This window comes from Variovorax glacialis (assembly GCF_051216375.1).
GTDB lineage: Bacteria > Pseudomonadota > Gammaproteobacteria > Burkholderiales > Burkholderiaceae_C > Variovorax.
The window spans coordinates 564,504-580,566 of the sequence record NZ_JBPJZT010000004.1; the positions used below are offsets into that span (position 1 = coordinate 564,504).

The 16,063-nt window shown below is 65.7% G+C and carries 17 protein-coding genes; 12 read left to right on the forward strand and 5 right to left on the reverse strand.

Annotated elements, in window-relative coordinates; all coding sequences use genetic code 11:
* The first annotated feature begins 132 nt into the window (after positions 1-132).
* Positions 133-2,502, forward strand: coding sequence for an arylsulfatase (locus ACSFBL_RS14490; RefSeq protein WP_435516475.1), 2,370 nt, complete (start codon positions 133-135; stop codon positions 2,500-2,502).
* 36 nt (positions 2,503-2,538) lie between these two features.
* Here the strand turns inward: ACSFBL_RS14490 and ACSFBL_RS14495 are convergent, their stop codons facing one another.
* Positions 2,539-2,775 (reverse strand): hypothetical protein, encoded by a 237-nt coding sequence (locus ACSFBL_RS14495; RefSeq protein ID WP_435516476.1) that lies wholly within the window; start codon positions 2,773-2,775, stop codon positions 2,539-2,541.
* Positions 2,776-2,978: 203 nt separating this feature from the next.
* On the opposite strand from ACSFBL_RS14495, the gene ACSFBL_RS14500 reads away from it, so the two are divergent.
* Both ACSFBL_RS14500 and ACSFBL_RS14505 read left to right on the forward strand, forming a co-directional pair.
* Positions 2,979-3,794, forward strand: a complete 816-nt coding sequence (locus tag ACSFBL_RS14500) for a DUF2092 domain-containing protein (RefSeq protein WP_435516477.1) — start codon at positions 2,979-2,981, stop codon at positions 3,792-3,794.
* A 20-nt stretch (positions 3,795-3,814) separates the two neighbouring features.
* A complete protein-coding gene (locus tag ACSFBL_RS14505) occupies positions 3,815-4,279 on the forward strand; it encodes a DUF6515 family protein (RefSeq protein ID WP_435516478.1) in 465 nt (154 codons plus the stop codon).
* Between the two features lie 157 nt (positions 4,280-4,436).
* Here ACSFBL_RS14505 and ACSFBL_RS14510 read toward each other — a convergent pair whose 3' ends face one another.
* On the reverse strand, positions 4,437-4,640 hold the full coding sequence (locus tag ACSFBL_RS14510) for a hypothetical protein (protein ID WP_435516479.1): 204 nt from the start codon (positions 4,638-4,640) through the stop codon (positions 4,437-4,439).
* Between the two features lie 214 nt (positions 4,641-4,854).
* Here ACSFBL_RS14510 and ACSFBL_RS14515 point away from each other — a divergent pair, with 214 nt between their 5' ends.
* Positions 4,855-5,484 (forward strand): hypothetical protein, encoded by a 630-nt coding sequence (locus ACSFBL_RS14515; protein WP_435516480.1) that lies wholly within the window; start codon positions 4,855-4,857, stop codon positions 5,482-5,484.
* Between the two features lie 97 nt (positions 5,485-5,581).
* Here ACSFBL_RS14515 and ACSFBL_RS14520 read toward each other — a convergent pair whose 3' ends face one another.
* Entirely contained in the window at positions 5,582-5,977 is a 396-nt protein-coding gene (locus tag ACSFBL_RS14520; protein WP_435516481.1) for a response regulator transcription factor, read from the reverse strand.
* Complete coding sequence (locus tag ACSFBL_RS14525) at positions 5,958-6,293, reverse strand: hypothetical protein (protein WP_435516482.1); 336 nt, start codon at positions 6,291-6,293, stop codon at positions 5,958-5,960. The genes ACSFBL_RS14520 and ACSFBL_RS14525 overlap by 20 nt, the downstream gene beginning before the upstream one ends.
* A 397-nt stretch (positions 6,294-6,690) precedes the next feature.
* Between ACSFBL_RS14525 and ACSFBL_RS14530 the strand changes: the two genes are divergently transcribed.
* The 6 genes from ACSFBL_RS14530 to ACSFBL_RS14555 are packed head-to-tail and all read left to right on the forward strand — an operon-like array spanning position 6,691 to position 13,288.
* Positions 6,691-8,955, forward strand: a complete 2,265-nt coding sequence (locus tag ACSFBL_RS14530) for a DUF3604 domain-containing protein (RefSeq protein ID WP_435516483.1) — start codon at positions 6,691-6,693, stop codon at positions 8,953-8,955.
* Between the two features lie 37 nt (positions 8,956-8,992).
* Positions 8,993-10,093, forward strand: coding sequence for a hypothetical protein (locus tag ACSFBL_RS14535; RefSeq protein WP_435516484.1), 1,101 nt, complete (start codon positions 8,993-8,995; stop codon positions 10,091-10,093).
* A gap of 12 nt (positions 10,094-10,105) precedes the next feature.
* Positions 10,106-11,062, forward strand: a complete 957-nt coding sequence (locus ACSFBL_RS14540) for a peptidyl-prolyl cis-trans isomerase (RefSeq protein WP_435516485.1) — start codon at positions 10,106-10,108, stop codon at positions 11,060-11,062.
* Positions 11,063-11,070: 8 nt separating this feature from the next.
* Positions 11,071-12,075 carry a HupE/UreJ family protein gene (locus tag ACSFBL_RS14545; protein ID WP_435516486.1) on the forward strand — a complete coding sequence of 335 codons (1,005 nt, stop codon included), beginning with the start codon at positions 11,071-11,073 and terminating at the stop codon, positions 12,073-12,075.
* Positions 12,072-12,671 (forward strand): HupE/UreJ family protein, encoded by a 600-nt coding sequence (locus ACSFBL_RS14550; RefSeq protein ID WP_435516487.1) that lies wholly within the window; start codon positions 12,072-12,074, stop codon positions 12,669-12,671. The genes ACSFBL_RS14545 and ACSFBL_RS14550 overlap by 4 nt, the downstream gene beginning before the upstream one ends.
* The gene (locus ACSFBL_RS14555; protein WP_435516488.1) at positions 12,668-13,288 is read left to right on the forward strand and encodes a hypothetical protein; all 621 of its coding nucleotides are present in this window, start codon (positions 12,668-12,670) and stop codon (positions 13,286-13,288) included. Before ACSFBL_RS14550 ends, ACSFBL_RS14555 begins: the two co-directional genes overlap by 4 nt.
* 24 nt (positions 13,289-13,312) lie before the next feature.
* Here ACSFBL_RS14555 and ACSFBL_RS14560 read toward each other — a convergent pair whose 3' ends face one another.
* Complete coding sequence (locus ACSFBL_RS14560) at positions 13,313-14,347, reverse strand: helix-turn-helix domain-containing protein (RefSeq protein WP_435516489.1); 1,035 nt, start codon at positions 14,345-14,347, stop codon at positions 13,313-13,315.
* Positions 14,348-14,613: 266 nt separating this feature from the next.
* On the opposite strand from ACSFBL_RS14560, the gene ACSFBL_RS14565 reads away from it, so the two are divergent.
* Together ACSFBL_RS14565 and ACSFBL_RS14570 are read left to right on the forward strand one after the other, a co-directional pair.
* Positions 14,614-15,453, forward strand: a complete 840-nt coding sequence (locus ACSFBL_RS14565) for an SDR family NAD(P)-dependent oxidoreductase (protein ID WP_435516490.1) — start codon at positions 14,614-14,616, stop codon at positions 15,451-15,453.
* A gap of 94 nt (positions 15,454-15,547) precedes the next feature.
* Positions 15,548-16,063 (forward strand): DUF1302 domain-containing protein (locus tag ACSFBL_RS14570; protein ID WP_435516491.1); only part of this gene is annotated, 516 nt, incomplete at its 3' end.

Sequence of the window (16,063 nt, forward strand, 5' to 3'; positions counted from 1 at the left end):
ACCGAGCCTGCACCCGTGCACCAAGGTGCAATTGCGCGCATTTACCGCACGGGTCATTCTGGCGCCCTGCGTAAGCTGCAGAGGACTCTCTGCCTGAAGGCCGACTCGCAGATCCTCCCAGGAGCGAACGTCATGGCAAAGAAGTCCGACAAGACCGGTTCACCCAAGCCAAGTGCCTTCGACGCGCCTGCCGGCGGCACGCCCGAGATCCTGCCCCGACCCGACTTCCACTTCCCCGGCGAGGTCGGGCGAACCTACCTCGATTCCGACCCCGCGCAATTTCCGAAGCCCGTGAAGGCACCCCAGGGTGCGCCCAACATCGTCCTGATCCTGATCGACGACTGCGGCTTCGGCCAGTACGGCACCTTCGGCGGCGGGATCCCTTCGCCCACGATGGACAAGCTCGCCGCCGAAGGCCTGCGATACAACCGCTTCCACACCACGGCGCTGTGCAGTCCCACGCGCGCCGCGCTGATCACGGGGCGCAACCATCACTCGGCCTCCTTCGCAGGCATCACCGAACTGGCCACGGGCTACGACGGCTACACCTGCATCCTGCCGCGCAGCTGCGGCACGATGGGCGAGGTGCTGCGACAGAACGGCTACATGACCGCCTGGATCGGCAAGAACCACAACACGCCGACGTGGGAGACCAGCGCGGCCGGTCCGTTCGATCGCTGGGCCAACGGCCTCGGCTTCGACTACTTCTACGGCTTCAATGCCGGCGACATGAACCACTGGAACCCGATCCTGTTCCAGAACCGCGACCTGGTGCCGGCCTCGACGGACCCGAACTACCACCTCACCACCGACCTCGCCGACAGGTCGATCGCATGGGTCCGCCAGGCCAAGAGCATCGCGCCCGACCGGCCCTACTTCCTGTACGTGGCCACTGGCGCCACCCACGCGCCGCACCACACGCCGGAAGACTGGATCGCCAGATTCAAGGGCCAGTTCGACGGCGGCTGGGACAAGTACCGCGAGCAGACCCATGCGCGACAACTCAAGCTCGGCGTGATCCCGAAGGGCACCAAGCTGACGACGCGCTCGAAGGGCTTGCCGGCTTGGAACTCGCTGAATGCCGACCAGAAGCGCCTCTACGTGCGGATGATGGAAGTCTTCGCGGGCTATGCGGCGCACTGCGACCACGAACTCGGCCGCGTCGTCGAGGCCTGCAAGCAGCTGCCTGACGCCGACAACACGATCTTCATCTACATCGCCGGCGACAACGGCGCGAGCGCGGAGGGCGGGCTGGAAGGATCGCTCTGCGAGAACATGTTCTTCAACGGCTTCTCCGAGAACTGGCAGGACAACATCAAGGCGATCGACGAACTCGGCGGACCAAAGCACTTCAACCATTTCCCGTCCGCCTGGGCCCACGCGATGAACACCCCGTTCCAGTGGACCAAGCAGGTCGCCAGCCATTTCGGCGGCACGCGCAACCCGATGATCATTTCGTGGCCGGCGCGCATCAAGGACAAGGGCAGCCTGCGCGACCAGTTCATCCACACCATCGATCTCGTCCCGACGCTCTACGAGGTGTGCGGCATCACCGCGCCGACCGACTTGAACGGGATCCGGCAGAAGCCGATCGAAGGACTGAGCTTCGCCCACACTTTCGCGAGCGCGGAAGCGAAGAGCCTGCGCAAGACGCAGTACTTCGAGCTCGGCTGCAATCGCGGCCTGTACCACGATGGCTGGATGGCATCGTCGCCATCGTTCGTGCCGTGGGATCCCAACCGCCAGGAATGGGACCCGGACAAGGCGCCCTGGGAGCTCTACAACATCGACGAGGACTTCTCGCAGGCCAACGACCTGTCGAAGAAGCATCCCGACATGCTGCGCAAGCTGCAGGACCTCTGGTGGGTGGAGGCGGCCAAGTACAACGTGCTGCCGCTCGACTGGCGCGCCACCATCCGCATGAACGCCGAACTGATGGGGCGGCCCAGCCTCATCGCCGGGCGCACCCGAATGACCTACTACCCCGGGACCATCGGCCTCCCCGATGCGGCCTCGCCGGCGATGTGCAACAAGTCGTGGACCATCACGGCGGACTTCGACGTGCCCGAGGGCAAGGCCGAGGGAATGATCGTGACCCATGGCGGCCTGGAAGGCGGCTACGGCCTCTACCTGCGCGAAGGCAAGCCGACCTTCGTCTACAACTACCTGAGCATCGACCGGCCGACCTTCATCGCGAAGAACCCGCTGCCCAAGGGCCGGAACAAGGTGGTGGTCGCCTTCAGCTACGACGGGGGCGGCATGGGCAAGGGCGGGCTCCTCACGATGAGCGCGAACGGCAGGAAGGTCGCCGAGGGGCGCCTGGAGCGCACGATCCCGATCCAGTTCTCTCTGGGGGAGGGTCTCGACGTGGGCATGGACATCGGCTCGCCGATCGACTTCACCTACAAGATGCCCTTTGCCTTCACGGGAACGATCGAGAAGGTCACCGTCGAACTGGGGGAGTTGGCAGTTGCCGCACCCAAGGCCGGACGCAAGCGATAGAAGGGCAGCAGCGTGTTTCGACCCGCGCCGCGCTACCTACGCCGACTGGAAATCCCGCGCCGCTTTCAGGACCGACTCGGCGGACCACGGGGGCAAAGCCGTGGCGTGCTCCTCCACCTGGGCGCAAAGCGCTTCATCCATCACCGGCACCTGGCCGTTCACGAGCCTGCCCTTGACCGTCATGACGACTGCGCAGTGCAGAAGCTCGGGGAGCACCCGGCCATTTAGATAGTCCTGCACGAGCGTCTCGGCGGCAAACAGGGAAAGTGGCATGCATTGGCCCATTCAACAGGACTGCAGGGTATGGGCAGGCGCCGTCGGCGTCTGTTCGGTGCCGAACATAAGGGCGAGGAGCGCAAGGCATTGGCGCCGCAGCGTACTTCCGCAAGAATGAGGCTGGTGCCGATGTCCGCGAGGCCATCCACTGGCCCGTCCGTGATTGCCTTTCAGATCGCAACCTGTTCTGGAGAAATTGAATGAATCTCTACCTGAGAAGGATCGCGCGGCCCCTGGGCTGCGTGTTGCTCGCGGCATCGGCTTCGCTCGCGGCCCCGGGCCTTGCCCTGGCGCAGGACAAGGCAGCGCCAACGCCAGCGCCGGCGGCCGCGCCCGCGAAGGACTTCAAGGACGAACGGGCCCTCGCGCTTCTCAAGGCCATGAGCGACACGCTGACCGGCGCGAGGACCCTGAGCTTCAAGGTCCGTGGCATCGTGCCCACGCCCGCGCCGACGGGGCAGTACGTGAGCCTCAATGCCGCGTCGCGCGTGGTGATGCAGCGGCCCGACAAGCTGTTCGTTGCGGCGCGTGGCGACCTCTTCCCGAGCGACACCTTCTACGACGGCAAGACCGTGACCGTGATCGGGCTCGACGGCAAGTTCTACGCGCAGCGCGATGCGGCGGGCGGCGCCCTCGAAGCGCTCATGAAGAGCGTGCAGCCCGGGTCCGACGCCACGGCACCCTTCCTCGATCTCCTGGTGGCGGACCCGTATGCCTTCCTCACCAAGGATTTCACCAGCGCGATCTGGGTCGGGCAGACGGCCGTCGGTGGCGTCAAGACCGATCACCTCGCATTCACCGCGCCGGGGCTCGACTGGGAGGTGTGGATCGGCGCCGCGGACAAGCTGCCGCGTTTGATGGTGGTGTCGTACCGCACGGGCGAGCGCCAGCCGACCTTCACCGTGGAACTCTCCGACTGGAAGCTCAATGCACCGGTCCCGGCGCAGACCTTCAAGGCGAGCATCCCGAAGGGCGCCGTGAAGCTCGAGTTCAAGCAGATGGGCCAGGACAAGTGACCGCGCAAAGGGGCAATGTGATGAAGCAAATCAGGACACTTCTACTCGGCACCGCAGTGGTCGCGGGCGTTCTCGTTCCGCTGTCCAGCGCCAACGCATGGATCGCCGCGGCGGGCGGTTGGCGCGGCGGCGCTGTCGCGGTCGGTGGCTATCACCCTTACTACCGTCCCGCGGGCTGCTACGGTTGCGGGGCGGCGGTCGGTGCCGTCGCAGGCCTGGCAGTGGGCGCGGCGATCGCCGATGCGAATCGGCCCGTGGTCGTGCAGCAACCGGCGGTGATCGTGCAGCAGCCCGCCGTGGTCGTTCCGCCGCCTGTCTACGTCTCGTCGGGCAACGTGCCGCTCGGCACGCAGGTGGCCGCACTGCCTGAAGGCGCGCGCAGCATGGTGGTGAACGGCGTCAACTTCTACCAGTACGGGCCGACCTGGTACAAGCCGTATTTCGGCTCGAGCGGCGTGTACTACGAGGTTGTGCCGGCGCCCTGAAGAGTTCCAAGCGAAGAAGGACCGCGTCTCGGGCTATGCGGCCTTCGCCACACTGGTGCTTCCGCTTGGGAGTGAAGTGACCATCGTGGATAGCGATGCCACGTCAACCGCACCGAGGCGGAAGCCCGGTGCGCAACACTTTCAGAGTGACTGGCCGCTAGTGCGATTTGGCATGTGCTGGCGCACTTTTAGTGCGCACCACAGGCATGCTCGCCGTCTGGGCGGGCTTGCCCGATTGGTAGTCCTTGAGCGCCGCGTCCATACGCTCTTCGCGCGAGGCCTGGCCAGACTGCGCGGCGGCGAATGCTGGAGCTAGCAAGCAGACAATGCCGAGAACGATCGCAATGCGGGGTGTCATCATGATGGGTCCTTTCGCGCGACATGCTTGGGAGGAGGTGGCCCGAGTTTGATTATGCGCCGCACACGGTGGTGTGGAACGGCGCGGTCCGGCGGGCGGCCCTGGACTAAGGGTAACCACCGGAATGGCGAAAACTGACTAGGAAGTGTCCACAAGTGACCGTGCGTTGGCAGAGACGCTGATCGAAGATCCATGGAACCCCCAACCACACGAGTCCATGATGATCCTGAACAATCCCAATCTCGACGTCCGCAAGACCAACCGCGCCATCGACGAACTGCTGAAGGTGACGACCAATCCGCGTCATCGCTTCATGCTCGAGGCCTACCACCGCCACCGCTTCCTCGAAATCGCCGGTCGCTACGAAGAGATCTTCGCGCCGGACATGACGGTCGCGAATCCGACGTACCACTTCGAGGTGGCCGGCAACAGCGCCACGCTCGAAGGCGCCGAATCCGTCAAGGGCTTCTACGCCGTCTGGGCGCAGACGAACCAGTCGATCTTCTACGCAGAGGACGAACAGATCGCGGTCGCCGACAACTTCATCGCCTCGGTGTCGACCATGTACCAGCAAACGCACGGCAAGACCTTGATGGCCAATGGCATCCAGGTCGACGACGAGAACGCGTACTACCTGATCCGCATCCCCGGCATGCAGATGTTCTGGCCGTACGACGATCAATGCCGCCTGCTGGGTGAAGACGTCTGGGAGCCGAATCCGGCAGCACGCACGCTGACCAGGCTGGCACCGTCCGAGGTGCTGACGAGCGAACAGTCCGGCAAGCTGCTGGAGCCGTTCATCAAGCCGTTGCGCTCCTTCGAAGAGGCCGTGCTACAAGCCGCCTGAGCCTCGATCGCCTTGAAGCCGCAGACCCTGTGCGGATGATTGCGGCTTGCGTCGCAGCATAGTCACGGGGTGTCGAGCGAAATGCGTTCCCGAAGCGTCAGGTCGGACTCAGGGCCTTGTGGATTGCGTCCAGCAACTGCTGCTGGGGGTAGGGCTTCTGCAGGAAGTCCACGGCACCATCCTTGATGGCCTGGACGGCGGTCGCGACATCGACGCTGCCGCTGACGAACACGATCGGCATGTGCACCCCCATCTCGTGCAGCCGCTTCTGAAGCGCGATCCCGTTCATCGACGGCATGCGCAGGTCCAGCACGAGGCATCCATGCCAGCCGGGCTGGAGGGCAGCCAGGAACTCGAACGCCGAGGCGAAGACTGCAGCCGTGAGTCCGACCGCAATCACCAGCTCGCGAATCGAGTCACGACAAGCGTCGTCGTCATCGACGATGAAAACAGTGGGTTCGCTCGCCGTCCGATCAACGCGCTCGGATGACATCGGACACGACGCCGTTCTCGTTGACGGTGCAATTGATGGCCGGCTGTCCGGCCCCGATGCTGAGAGTCACGACGTAGAACCCGTCTTCCATGGTCTGGGCGTCGCTGGTCGGTGTCACTTCGGACTTTGGCACCTTGAATTCGCGGGCGACCGAATCGATGCAGCTGGTGCGAGACACCTGGGGCGACATGAAGCCGCCAAAGATCGCCGGTGGCTTGTAGCCTCCGATCGTCGCCGGGGGTGGGTAGCTGTTGCAGCCGCTGACGATGGCGCAGGACGCGAAGACGACTCCCACGGAACAGATACGAGCAAGCATGTTCATTCCCTGACTGCGAAGCAGTTTTCAATGAGACAGTTTCAGGCTACTGCCAGGGTCGCCAAGAGAGTATTGGGGCGAAGGGCAAATGCTCTGCCCCAATGGGCAACGATGTTCGCGAAGGTTCGCGACCCTCGTCTATTCAGTGGTCGTGAGCGCAGGAGATGCGACGCGCACCGGCGAGGTCAAGAAGCCGCGCCAGGATTCTTATTACAAGCGGCTCATGCCGTCTACTGCCCTTTGGTGAAGCTTGCGGCCTCTGTCGCTTCGCGCTACAAGGTGCTCCGGGCCAAAGTCGACCGCGATCGTGCGGCTCGCTTCCGCCGTCCCGATATGCGATCAACCCCGCGCGAACGGGGAGCGACCTGTGCGTTTCCGCGATGAACGGAGATACTCCATGAAAAAGCAGTTCCCGGTCCTCAGTCGTGCCTGGGCAGGCGCCGGTGCCCTCGGCGTTCTTTGCGCCACTGCCGGCGCCGCCCCCAACGCCTTGAAGGAAGCCTATTTCGGCGAGACTCACGTCCACACCAGCTGGTCGTTCGATGCCTACATCTTCGGCAACACGGTCACCGAGCCAGCCGATGCCTACAAGTACGCGCAGGGGCAGACGATCAAGCACCCCATGGGCTACGACGTCAAGATCACGACGCCGCTCGACTGGATGGGCGTGACCGATCACTCCGAATACGCGGGCGTGGTGCGCCTGGCGAATACGCCCGGGTCGAGCATCAGCAAGTTGCCGATCGCCAAGGAACTGGTGGTCAAGGATGCTGCCGACATCCAGCGCATCTACCTGTGGCTCGGCACGTCGATGATCAAGATGGACCCGGTCAAGGAACTGGTCGATCCGGCCATCGCGGGCACCGTCTGGAAATCCAACAACGCGGCCGCCGATGCGGCCAACAGGCCCGGCAAGTTCACCGCCTTCTGCTCCTACGAGTGGACCTCCAATCCCGACTTCGCGAACATGCACCGCAACGTCTTCTTCAAGGACTGCGCCAAGGTTCCCGAAGTGCCTTTCAGTTCGCTCGACTCGCAGGCACCGGAAGACCTCTGGGTGTGGATGGATGCGCAGCGCAAGAGCGGCAATGAGCTTCTCGCGATCTCGCACAACGCCAATGTCTCGGGCGGGCTCATGTACCCGACCGAGGTCAACTTCAAGGGCCGGCCGATCGACCAGGCCTGGGCCGAGTCGCGCGACCGCAACGAGCGCCTGATCGAGATCAAGCAGATCAAGGGTGCGTCCGAGACCCATCCGCTGCTGTCGCCCAACGACGAGTTCGCGAGCTTCGAAATCCTGAACTATCTGCTCGGCGATCCGCAGGGCCGCTTCGTCACCATTCCCGGCAGCTATGCCCGTCAAGCCCTCAAGGACGGCATCTCGATGCAGGACACGCGCGGCTACAACCCCTACAAGATGGGCTTCGTCGGCGGTTCGGATTCGCACAACACGGCGGTGCCCTACCGTCAGGAAAACTTCTTCGGCGGGCACGCGAAGATTGACGGCGACATCAAGGCGCGCATGGCGGGCCACAACTTCGCGGGCCTCGACATTCGATTCGAGAACCCGGCCGGGCTCACAGGCATCTGGGCCGAGGAGAACACGCGCGAATCGCTCTTCAACGGCATGCAGCGCAAGGAGACCTTCGCCACCAGCGGCCCGCGGATGAAGCTTCGTTTCTTCGGTGGCTGGAACTATGGCGCTGACGCCACCGCGGTCAAGGACTGGGTCAAGGGCGGCTACGCCAAGGGCGTCCCGATGGGCGGTGACCTGCCGCCACCGGCGAGCAAGGCGCCTACCTTCACCGTCTGGGCCGTGAAGGATCCGACCGCGAGCAACCTTGACCGAATCCAGATCGTCAAGGGCTGGAGCAAGAACGGCCAGAGCTTCGAACAGGTGTACGACGTCGTGTGGGCCGGCAAGCGCAAGGTCAACCCCGTGACGCATCAAGTGCCGCCGATCGGCACCACGGTCGACATTGCCAAGGCCACCTATACCAACAGCATCGGCTCGGTCGAACTCAAGGGCACCTGGGTCGACCCGGAATTCGACCCCGGCCTGCACGCCTTCTACTACGCGCGCGTCATCGCGATCCCGTCGCCGCGCTGGACCACGATCCAGGCCAAGGAACTGGGTCTGCCGCCCCCGGCCACGGTCGCTGCGGAGATCCAGGAGCGCGCGTGGTCGTCGCCGATCTGGTATACGCCCACGGCCGGCGACAAGAAGCCGTCGGATGGCATGTCGGTGGCCGAGCTGACCCAGAAGGGCGCGACAGCCCTCGACGACGCGGCGCTCAAGGACCTGATCAACACCAAGTTCACCTGGGTGCGCAACAACGTGACGGGCGGCGTGGTCAAGATGCAGTGGAGCGCCGAAGGCAGACTGTTGATCATGAACGTCGATCCGCGCAAGCCCCAGCCTTCGGAGTTCGGCGACCTGTCGCGCAACTCCTACCTTGGCAACAGCACGACCGACTACAGCATCAAGAACGGCAAGATCGTGACCTCGTTCGGCAACAGGACCTACGAGACCGCGGTGTACAAGCTGGGCGACCGCTACCTGGCGGCGCGCAGCAACGAGTTCGGCTACGCCAACTACGAGATCGTGCCGACGCCCGACAACCTCGGCACCGACGTCAAGAGCGCCGCGGCGCCGCGCTGAACGGTCGGCTCGCGCAGCTGTTGCGAAGCGAAATCACATGAACGCGCTTGCTCGACTGTCTGGGCGCTGGCTGCGAGGGCCGTTGGTTGCACTGGTGCTCGGAGCCTTGGCGGGTTCGGCGCTGGCCTGCGCGATGTGCCTGTCCGCCTTCAAGGTCACGATGAGCGCGCAGGAACTGGCCTATGCGCAGCGCATCGTGCTGGTTAGGCCCGAGGGCTCGGCTTATCGCGTGGTCGACGTCGTCAAGGGCGGCGTGGCGGTGAACGCGTTGATCGACGAGCACGTGGCACGCGTCGACGCGGCGGCCGCCGCATCGCCCAAGCCGCTGCTGCTGATTCGCGAAGACCGATGGGTGCAGTGGGTGAACATGGGCCCCATCGGCGCGGAGCAGGCGCAGTGGCTGCGACAGCTCGCTGCGGGCGGACCGGCGCGGCTGTTGACAAGGCCCCAGCAGCAGGCGCGGGTGGCATTCCTCCTTCCGTCGCTGGAGAGCCCGGACGCGATGGTGGCCGAGATTGCCTACGGCGAGATCGCAGGCACCGACTACGGCGCGATGCGGGCGGTCAAGGCCGGCATCGATGTGCGGGCGGTGCGCCGGTGGCTCGCCGACCCCAAGCTGGAGGACCGCCGCGACTTGTACTACCTGCTGCTGGGTCTTTCCGGCGATGCTGGCGATGCGGACGTGCTGGAGCGTCGCATCGACGCCTTGTGGAAAGCGCGCGACGCGACGAATCTCGCGTCGCTCCTGGCGGCCGATCTCGAACTGCGCGGACCTTCCCGCGTCGACTGGATCGAACGTCGCTATCTGCTCGATCGCCAGCGCAGCCTCGAAGAACAACGGGCCGCCGTCCTCGCCCTCGGTGAGATGGGCACGGACGATTCGGCCGTTCCACGTGCCCGCGTGGTCGATACCTATCGCCGCCTGATTGCGCGCCGCAGCCCGACAGCGGGGCTTGCCGCGGGCGACCTCGCGCAATGGCAGATGTGGGACTTCGCGCCCGAATACGTCGCCCTGCTCAAGGCAGACGCCCCGATGTCGCCGCACGCCCAATTGACCATCCTCGGCTACCTTCGGCGCAATCCACGACCCGAGGCCAAGGCCGGTGTGGCATGGGTCGAGAGCCGGGTGAAGCCCTAGCCACAACCTTCGATGCACACAGCGAACACAGAAGCCGCCGCCCAGCGCCCCCCGACATCCCGCATCGGCAGATGGCTGCGCGAACCGCTCCTGCATTTCCTGCTGATCGGCACGCTTCTCTACGTGTTCTATGCCTGGAGCAATACCGAAGCGCATGTCGAGGCCAGGCCGAACCAGATCGTGCTCACGTCGGACGACCTCGTGCAGATGACGCTCACATGGCGCGCGCAGGGTCGCCCCATGCCGACGGAGCGCGAGATGACAAACCTCATCGAGACGAAGGTGCGCGAGGAGATTCTCTATCGCGAAGGAATGGCGCTCGGGCTCGACAAGGACGACACCATCATCAAGCGACGCCTCGCGCAAAAAATGGAGTTCGTCGCGGAAGACCTCTCTGCGCTGAAGGAGCCGACGCCCGATGAGCTCAGGGCGTGGTTCGACAAGAACGGGCAGCGTTTCGCACTGGCGCCGCGCCTCACCTTCACGCACCGTTATTACTCGCCCGACAAGCGGCAAGGCGCCGCACGCGGCGATGCGGAGCGGGCGCTGTCGCGGCTCGGCAATGCAGGCGCGACGGTTGCGGCCGCTGGCGCCGATCCCTTCATGTTCCAGGACCGCTACGTGGACCAGTCCGCCGAACAGGTCGCGGCGCTGTTCGGTCCCAAGTACGCGGAATCGCTGGTCGCCATGAAGCCGGGCTCGTGGCAGGGTCCGGTGGAGTCGGGGTACGGCTGGCACCTGGTATTTGTGGAGGAACTGACCCCGGGACGCGTGCCCGCCTATGAAGAGGTCGAAGCCGACGTGAAGCAGGAGTGGGTTGCGCAACAGCGCGCCGATGCCAAGCGGTCCATGTACGAGGCCATGAGAGGGCGCTACGAGGTGGTGGTGTCCGATACGCGTCCGGCACCTGCGACGGCCACTGGCGCGAAGCCGGCCGCCGACGCGTCGCGGGTGGCACCTCGGCCTTGAGCATCGCGATGTCTGTCATCCGCTGGCTCCTCGGTTTGCTGGTCGCATGCTGCTGCCTCGGCACCGCCCAGGCGCACGATTCGCGTCCGGCCTACCTCGAGATCACCGAGACCGCGCAGGGGCGCTACGACGTGCTGTGGAGGACGCCGCTGACCGCGGGCGCGCGCCTGCCGGTCGAGCTCCAGTTCCCCGATGACGTGCGCACCATCGCCGCGCCCAGCGAACGCACTTTTCCCGACTCGGTCGTCGAGCGCCGCATCATCGAAGTGCCGAGCGGACTCGGTGGCCGGCGCGTCGAGGTCGTCGGCCTGCAAGGCACGATCACCGATGTGCTCGCGCGCGTGCAGACCGCTGACGGCGCTTCGAGCACCAGCTTGATCCGCCCGTCGATGCCATGGCTCGAAGTCGCTGTCTCGCGCGGACGCGGGGCGACGGCGATCACTTTCCTGAAGCAGGGCATCGAGCACATCGTGCTCGGCGTCGACCACCTGCTGTTCGTCTTCGGCCTGTTGCTGCTCGTGCGCTCGCCATGGATGCTTTTCAAGACGATCACCGCCTTCACGGTGGCGCACAGCATCACGCTGGCGCTGGCGACCCTGGGCGGCGTGAACGTGCCGGCGCTGCCGCTCAACGCGTCGATCGCGCTGTCGATCCTGTTTCTCGGTCCCGAGGTCATCAAGGCCCGGCGGGGCGAGAGCACGTTCACGATCCGCCACCCCTGGGTGGTGGCGTTCATGTTCGGCCTGCTGCATGGACTCGGCTTCGCGAGCGGGCTGGTCCACGTGGGATTGCCGGCGCGGGACATCCCGCTGGCCTTGCTGATGTTCAACATCGGCGTGGAGATCGGCCAACTCGCGTTCGTCGGGCTCATGCTGCTGACGGTTCGCGCGTTCAAGGCGCTGGACATCGTCTGGCCGCCGTGGGCTCGGTTGGCGCCCGCCTATGTGGTCGGTTCGCTCGGCGCGTTCTGGACAGTCCAGCGCGTGATGCTGATGCTCCCGGGGGCGCAATGAAGCCCGCCGTCTCATGCGCCCGTCTTCTCGTGTTCGTGCTGCTGTTCGGGCTGGCGCGATCCGCCTTCGCGCACGTGGAGGCGGGCGAGGCGACCGGCTTCCTGGCCGGGCTGTCGCATCCGGTCTCGGGCCTGGACCACGTACTCGCGATGGTGGCCGTCGGCCTGTGGGGGGCGCAGCTCGGCGCGCCTGCGATATGGGTGCTGCCGGTCGCCTTTCCGCTCGTGATGGCCATCGGCGGGTTGCTCGGACTGCTGGGCGTGCCACTGCCGGGCGTGGAGATCGGCATCGCCGCGTCGGCGCTGACGCTGGGTGGTGCGATCTTGAGCGGGCGACGCGTCCCGCTGGCATTGGCCGCCGTGCTGGTGGGCTGCTTCGCGATCTTCCACGGTCACGCGCACGGCACCGAGCTGCCGCCCGGCCAGAGCGGCCTGCTCTACAGCCTGGGCTTCGTCGTTGCCACCGGTTGCCTGCACGCGGTCGGCATCCTGATTGGCGTGCTGCAGCGCTGGCCTTCGGGCCGCGTGGCGCTGCGCGTGGCCGGCGGTGCGGTGGGCGTCGCGGGGCTCTTCTTCATGCGGCAGGCACTTCAGTGAAAGTCAAGGGGCCGGGGGTTCGCGGCACGGTCATGGCGCTTTGCCTGTGGGGCCTGGCGTCGCGGGCGGATGCGCATCTGGTCGAAACAGGGCTAGGGCCCTTCTACGACGGCATCGGCCACTTCTTCGTCACGCCCGAGGCAGTGCTTCCCGTGCTCGCGCTGGCACTGCTTAGCGGGCTGCGCGGGCGCGAACACGGGCGCGCCGCGTTGCTGGCGCTGCTGGGCGCGTGGGCCGTGTGCGGGGCTGCAGGCCTCGCGCCTGCCGTGGCGGCATCGGGAGTACCGACCTGGCTCGGGCGCTTCGCTGGGTTGCCGCTCGTGGTGCTTGGTGTGCTCGCTGCGATCGATCCTGCGCTGTCGGTACGCGTGGTGGCGTGGCTGGCGCTCTTCGTGGGTGCACAGCTCGGCGTGGAGAGCGGAGCGGCGATGGCCCAGACTTCGCTCGGATTACGGGGATTGGCCGGCACGGTGCTCGCCGTGGCCGTGCTCGCCACGTTGGCAACAGCCTTTGTCGCGACCGGCACGTCGAGGCTGCTGGCGCGACGCATCGCCCGCGTTGCCGGAAGCTGGCTCGCAGCCAGTGGACTCCTGTTGCTTGGCTGGTCTTTGCGCTGACGCGCTCTGCGACCGGCCTGCGCCCTATTTGTCCTGCGCCGTAGCGGCCTGCTGCTGGAACTCGCCAGGCGTCACCCCGGCGTAGCGCCGAAAGGCTCGGCTGAAGTTCGCCGCGTCGCTGAAGCCGAGTTGCTCGGCCACCCGTGCCACCGTCGCCCCTGGCTGCCCGAGCAGTTCGCGTGCACGTTCAAAGCGCACCTGCTGCGACAGGTCACGGAAGTTCAGATGTTCCTTCTTGAGGTTGCGGTCGATGGTGCGCGCGGAAATGTTCATCCGTTGCGCGATGTCATCGAGGGTGACCTGCCCTTGTGATTCGCGCAGCAGCATGGCGACGTAATCGCCCCAGCCCGCGTCCGGAACCGGCCGGCGCTGCAGGGACTGCATGCGCTCCTCGACCTGCTCGACCACTTGCGGCGCCGCCATCGGCATCGGCCGATCAAGCAGGGCGCTCTCGATCGACAGCGTGACACCGGGCAAGGCGCCCTCATCGAAATGAAAGCGCGCTGCCCCCAGGGTGGCGTAGCGCGCATGGTGCTCGGGGGGCGGCATCCCCATGCGGATGTCGTAGGGTGGCGTGTCGGGGCCGAACAGCATCTCGAATTGGTTCTGTACCGACAGCGCGATCACGTCCATGATGAAACGCATCGTCTGCACAGGCATCGCGACCACCGGGCTGAACACGGCCTCGCCACGGTCGGGCCCGCGCCGGTAGCGCATCGTGAACAGCTCGTTGATGAAGTGGTAGTAGCGGCTGGTGAGTCGCAGCATGTGGTCAAGGTCACGGCAACTGAGCATGGCGTAGCCGAGGAGGTCGTGCGAATTGAGCTTGATCAGGCGGCCGGCTTCGAAGCCGAGATCGGTGCGGCCCGTGAGGCGGTAGGCGGCCTCGATCAAGGACTCAACCTCCGTCGGCAGCAGCATGCCGTCCGCGCGGTCGAAGCGGCTCGCATCGATCTGCGCCATTTCCAGCAGACGGGTGGTGTCCACCTTCTGCGCCGCCAGAAAGCCCAGCAACAGCGAAAGGTAGCGCACCGGGACGCGCTTGGGCGTAGCCGTCATCGCGGGCCTCCGCAGAGGGGTGGGTATCCACCAGCTTGTCGGAAATTGACAAGCAAGTGTCGGCAAGTGACTTTGTGGAAATCAGCCACTTTTTCGATCATCCATGTACGCCATCCGCATCCATTCACCTCTTCCGGAATTTCGGAAGCAACTCCCATGTTCGACGACCAAATCAGCACCTCGATCCTGGCCGGGCACCACTGCTCGGGCACGGCGATTGTCTCCACGATCCGGCGCGGCTGGAAGTACCTGGAGCGTGGCTGGGCATGAGCATCCGGAATCTTCGTGGCAAGCGCGTGCTGGTCACCGGCGCCGCTTCGGGCATCGGCCGCGCGACTGCGATCGCCTTTGCAAGGCATGGTGCAGACCTGGTGTTGTGCGACCTCGACGCGGCCCGGCTTGAGCCCGTGCGCCTTGCGGTGTGCGGCGCTGGCGGCAGCTGCACCACCTTCGGTGTCGACGTGTCGGACGAGGCGGCGATGCAGCGCTTTGCCGAGAGCGTGCATGCGAAGGAGGGCCCGGTCGACGTGCTGGTCAACAACGCCGGCATCGGCTACCTGGGCGCCTTCCTCGACAGCCCCACGGAGGCCTGGCGCAGGACGATCGACATCAACCTGATGGGCGTGGTGCATGGCCTGCGCGCCTTCCTGCCGGCGATGCACGATGCCGGCGGCCCTCGCCGCGTCGTCAACGTGGCCTCGGTGGCGGGCGTCGCGCCGGCGCCGAACATGAGCATCTATGCGGCGTCGAAGTCCGCCGTGATCGGCCTGTCCGAATCGCTCTCGCTGGAGCTTCGGCTGCGCGAATCGCGCGTCGGCGTGACGGTGGTCTGCCCCGGAATCATCAACACGGCCATCACGCGCAGCGCGGCCAACATTTCGCCGTCGATGGATCCCGCGCAGCTCGCCAGGCTGCAGGCGTACTACGAAGCCAAGGGCGTCGACGCGGACGTCGTCGCCGACGCCATCGTCGATGCCGTGCGCAGCGGCCGCGAGTTCGTGCTGGTCGGTCCGTTCGCCAGGCCGCTGTACCACCTGCGCCGCCTGTCGCGCTCCCTGCTGCGCCGCGTGCTGCTGATCGACGCCCGAAAGATGGGCTACTGCTGACCCTGTCCATCCACCGAGTTCATCACCGAGTTCAACCATCGAGCGGGCAGCCAAGTCCCGCCATCCATCGCAAACCCCCGAGGAGACTTTTTTCGTGCCCCACCGTGTCTTTCGCGCCCCTGCCAGCATCCATCGTCTCAGTGCGGTGACCGCCGCCGCACTGGCTCTTTTCGCCATGGCCCCGATCACCCACGCGATGGAGATCGACACCGGCAACCCCGACGTCGTCCTGCGCTGGGACAACACGTTGCGCTACAACCTGGGCCAGCGGGTGCAAGGCCAGGACAAGGCGATCCTTGGCAACCCGAACTTTGATGACGGCGACCGCAACTTCAGCAACCATTCGCTGATCGCGAACCGCCTGGACCTCTTGAGCGAGCTCGACCTGGTGGTCGACAAGAAGTACGGCTTCCGCGTGAGCGGTGCGGCCTGGGCCGACCCGGCCTACAACAGCCTGGACAACCGCAGCAACGCCACGGCCAACACGCTGGCCTACGGCGTGCCCACGGCCGGCGTGCTCTCCGACTACACCAGCCGCTACGCCAAGGGCCCGTCGGGCGAACTGCTCGATGCCTTCGTCTTCGGCAACACCGACATCGGCGACACCAAC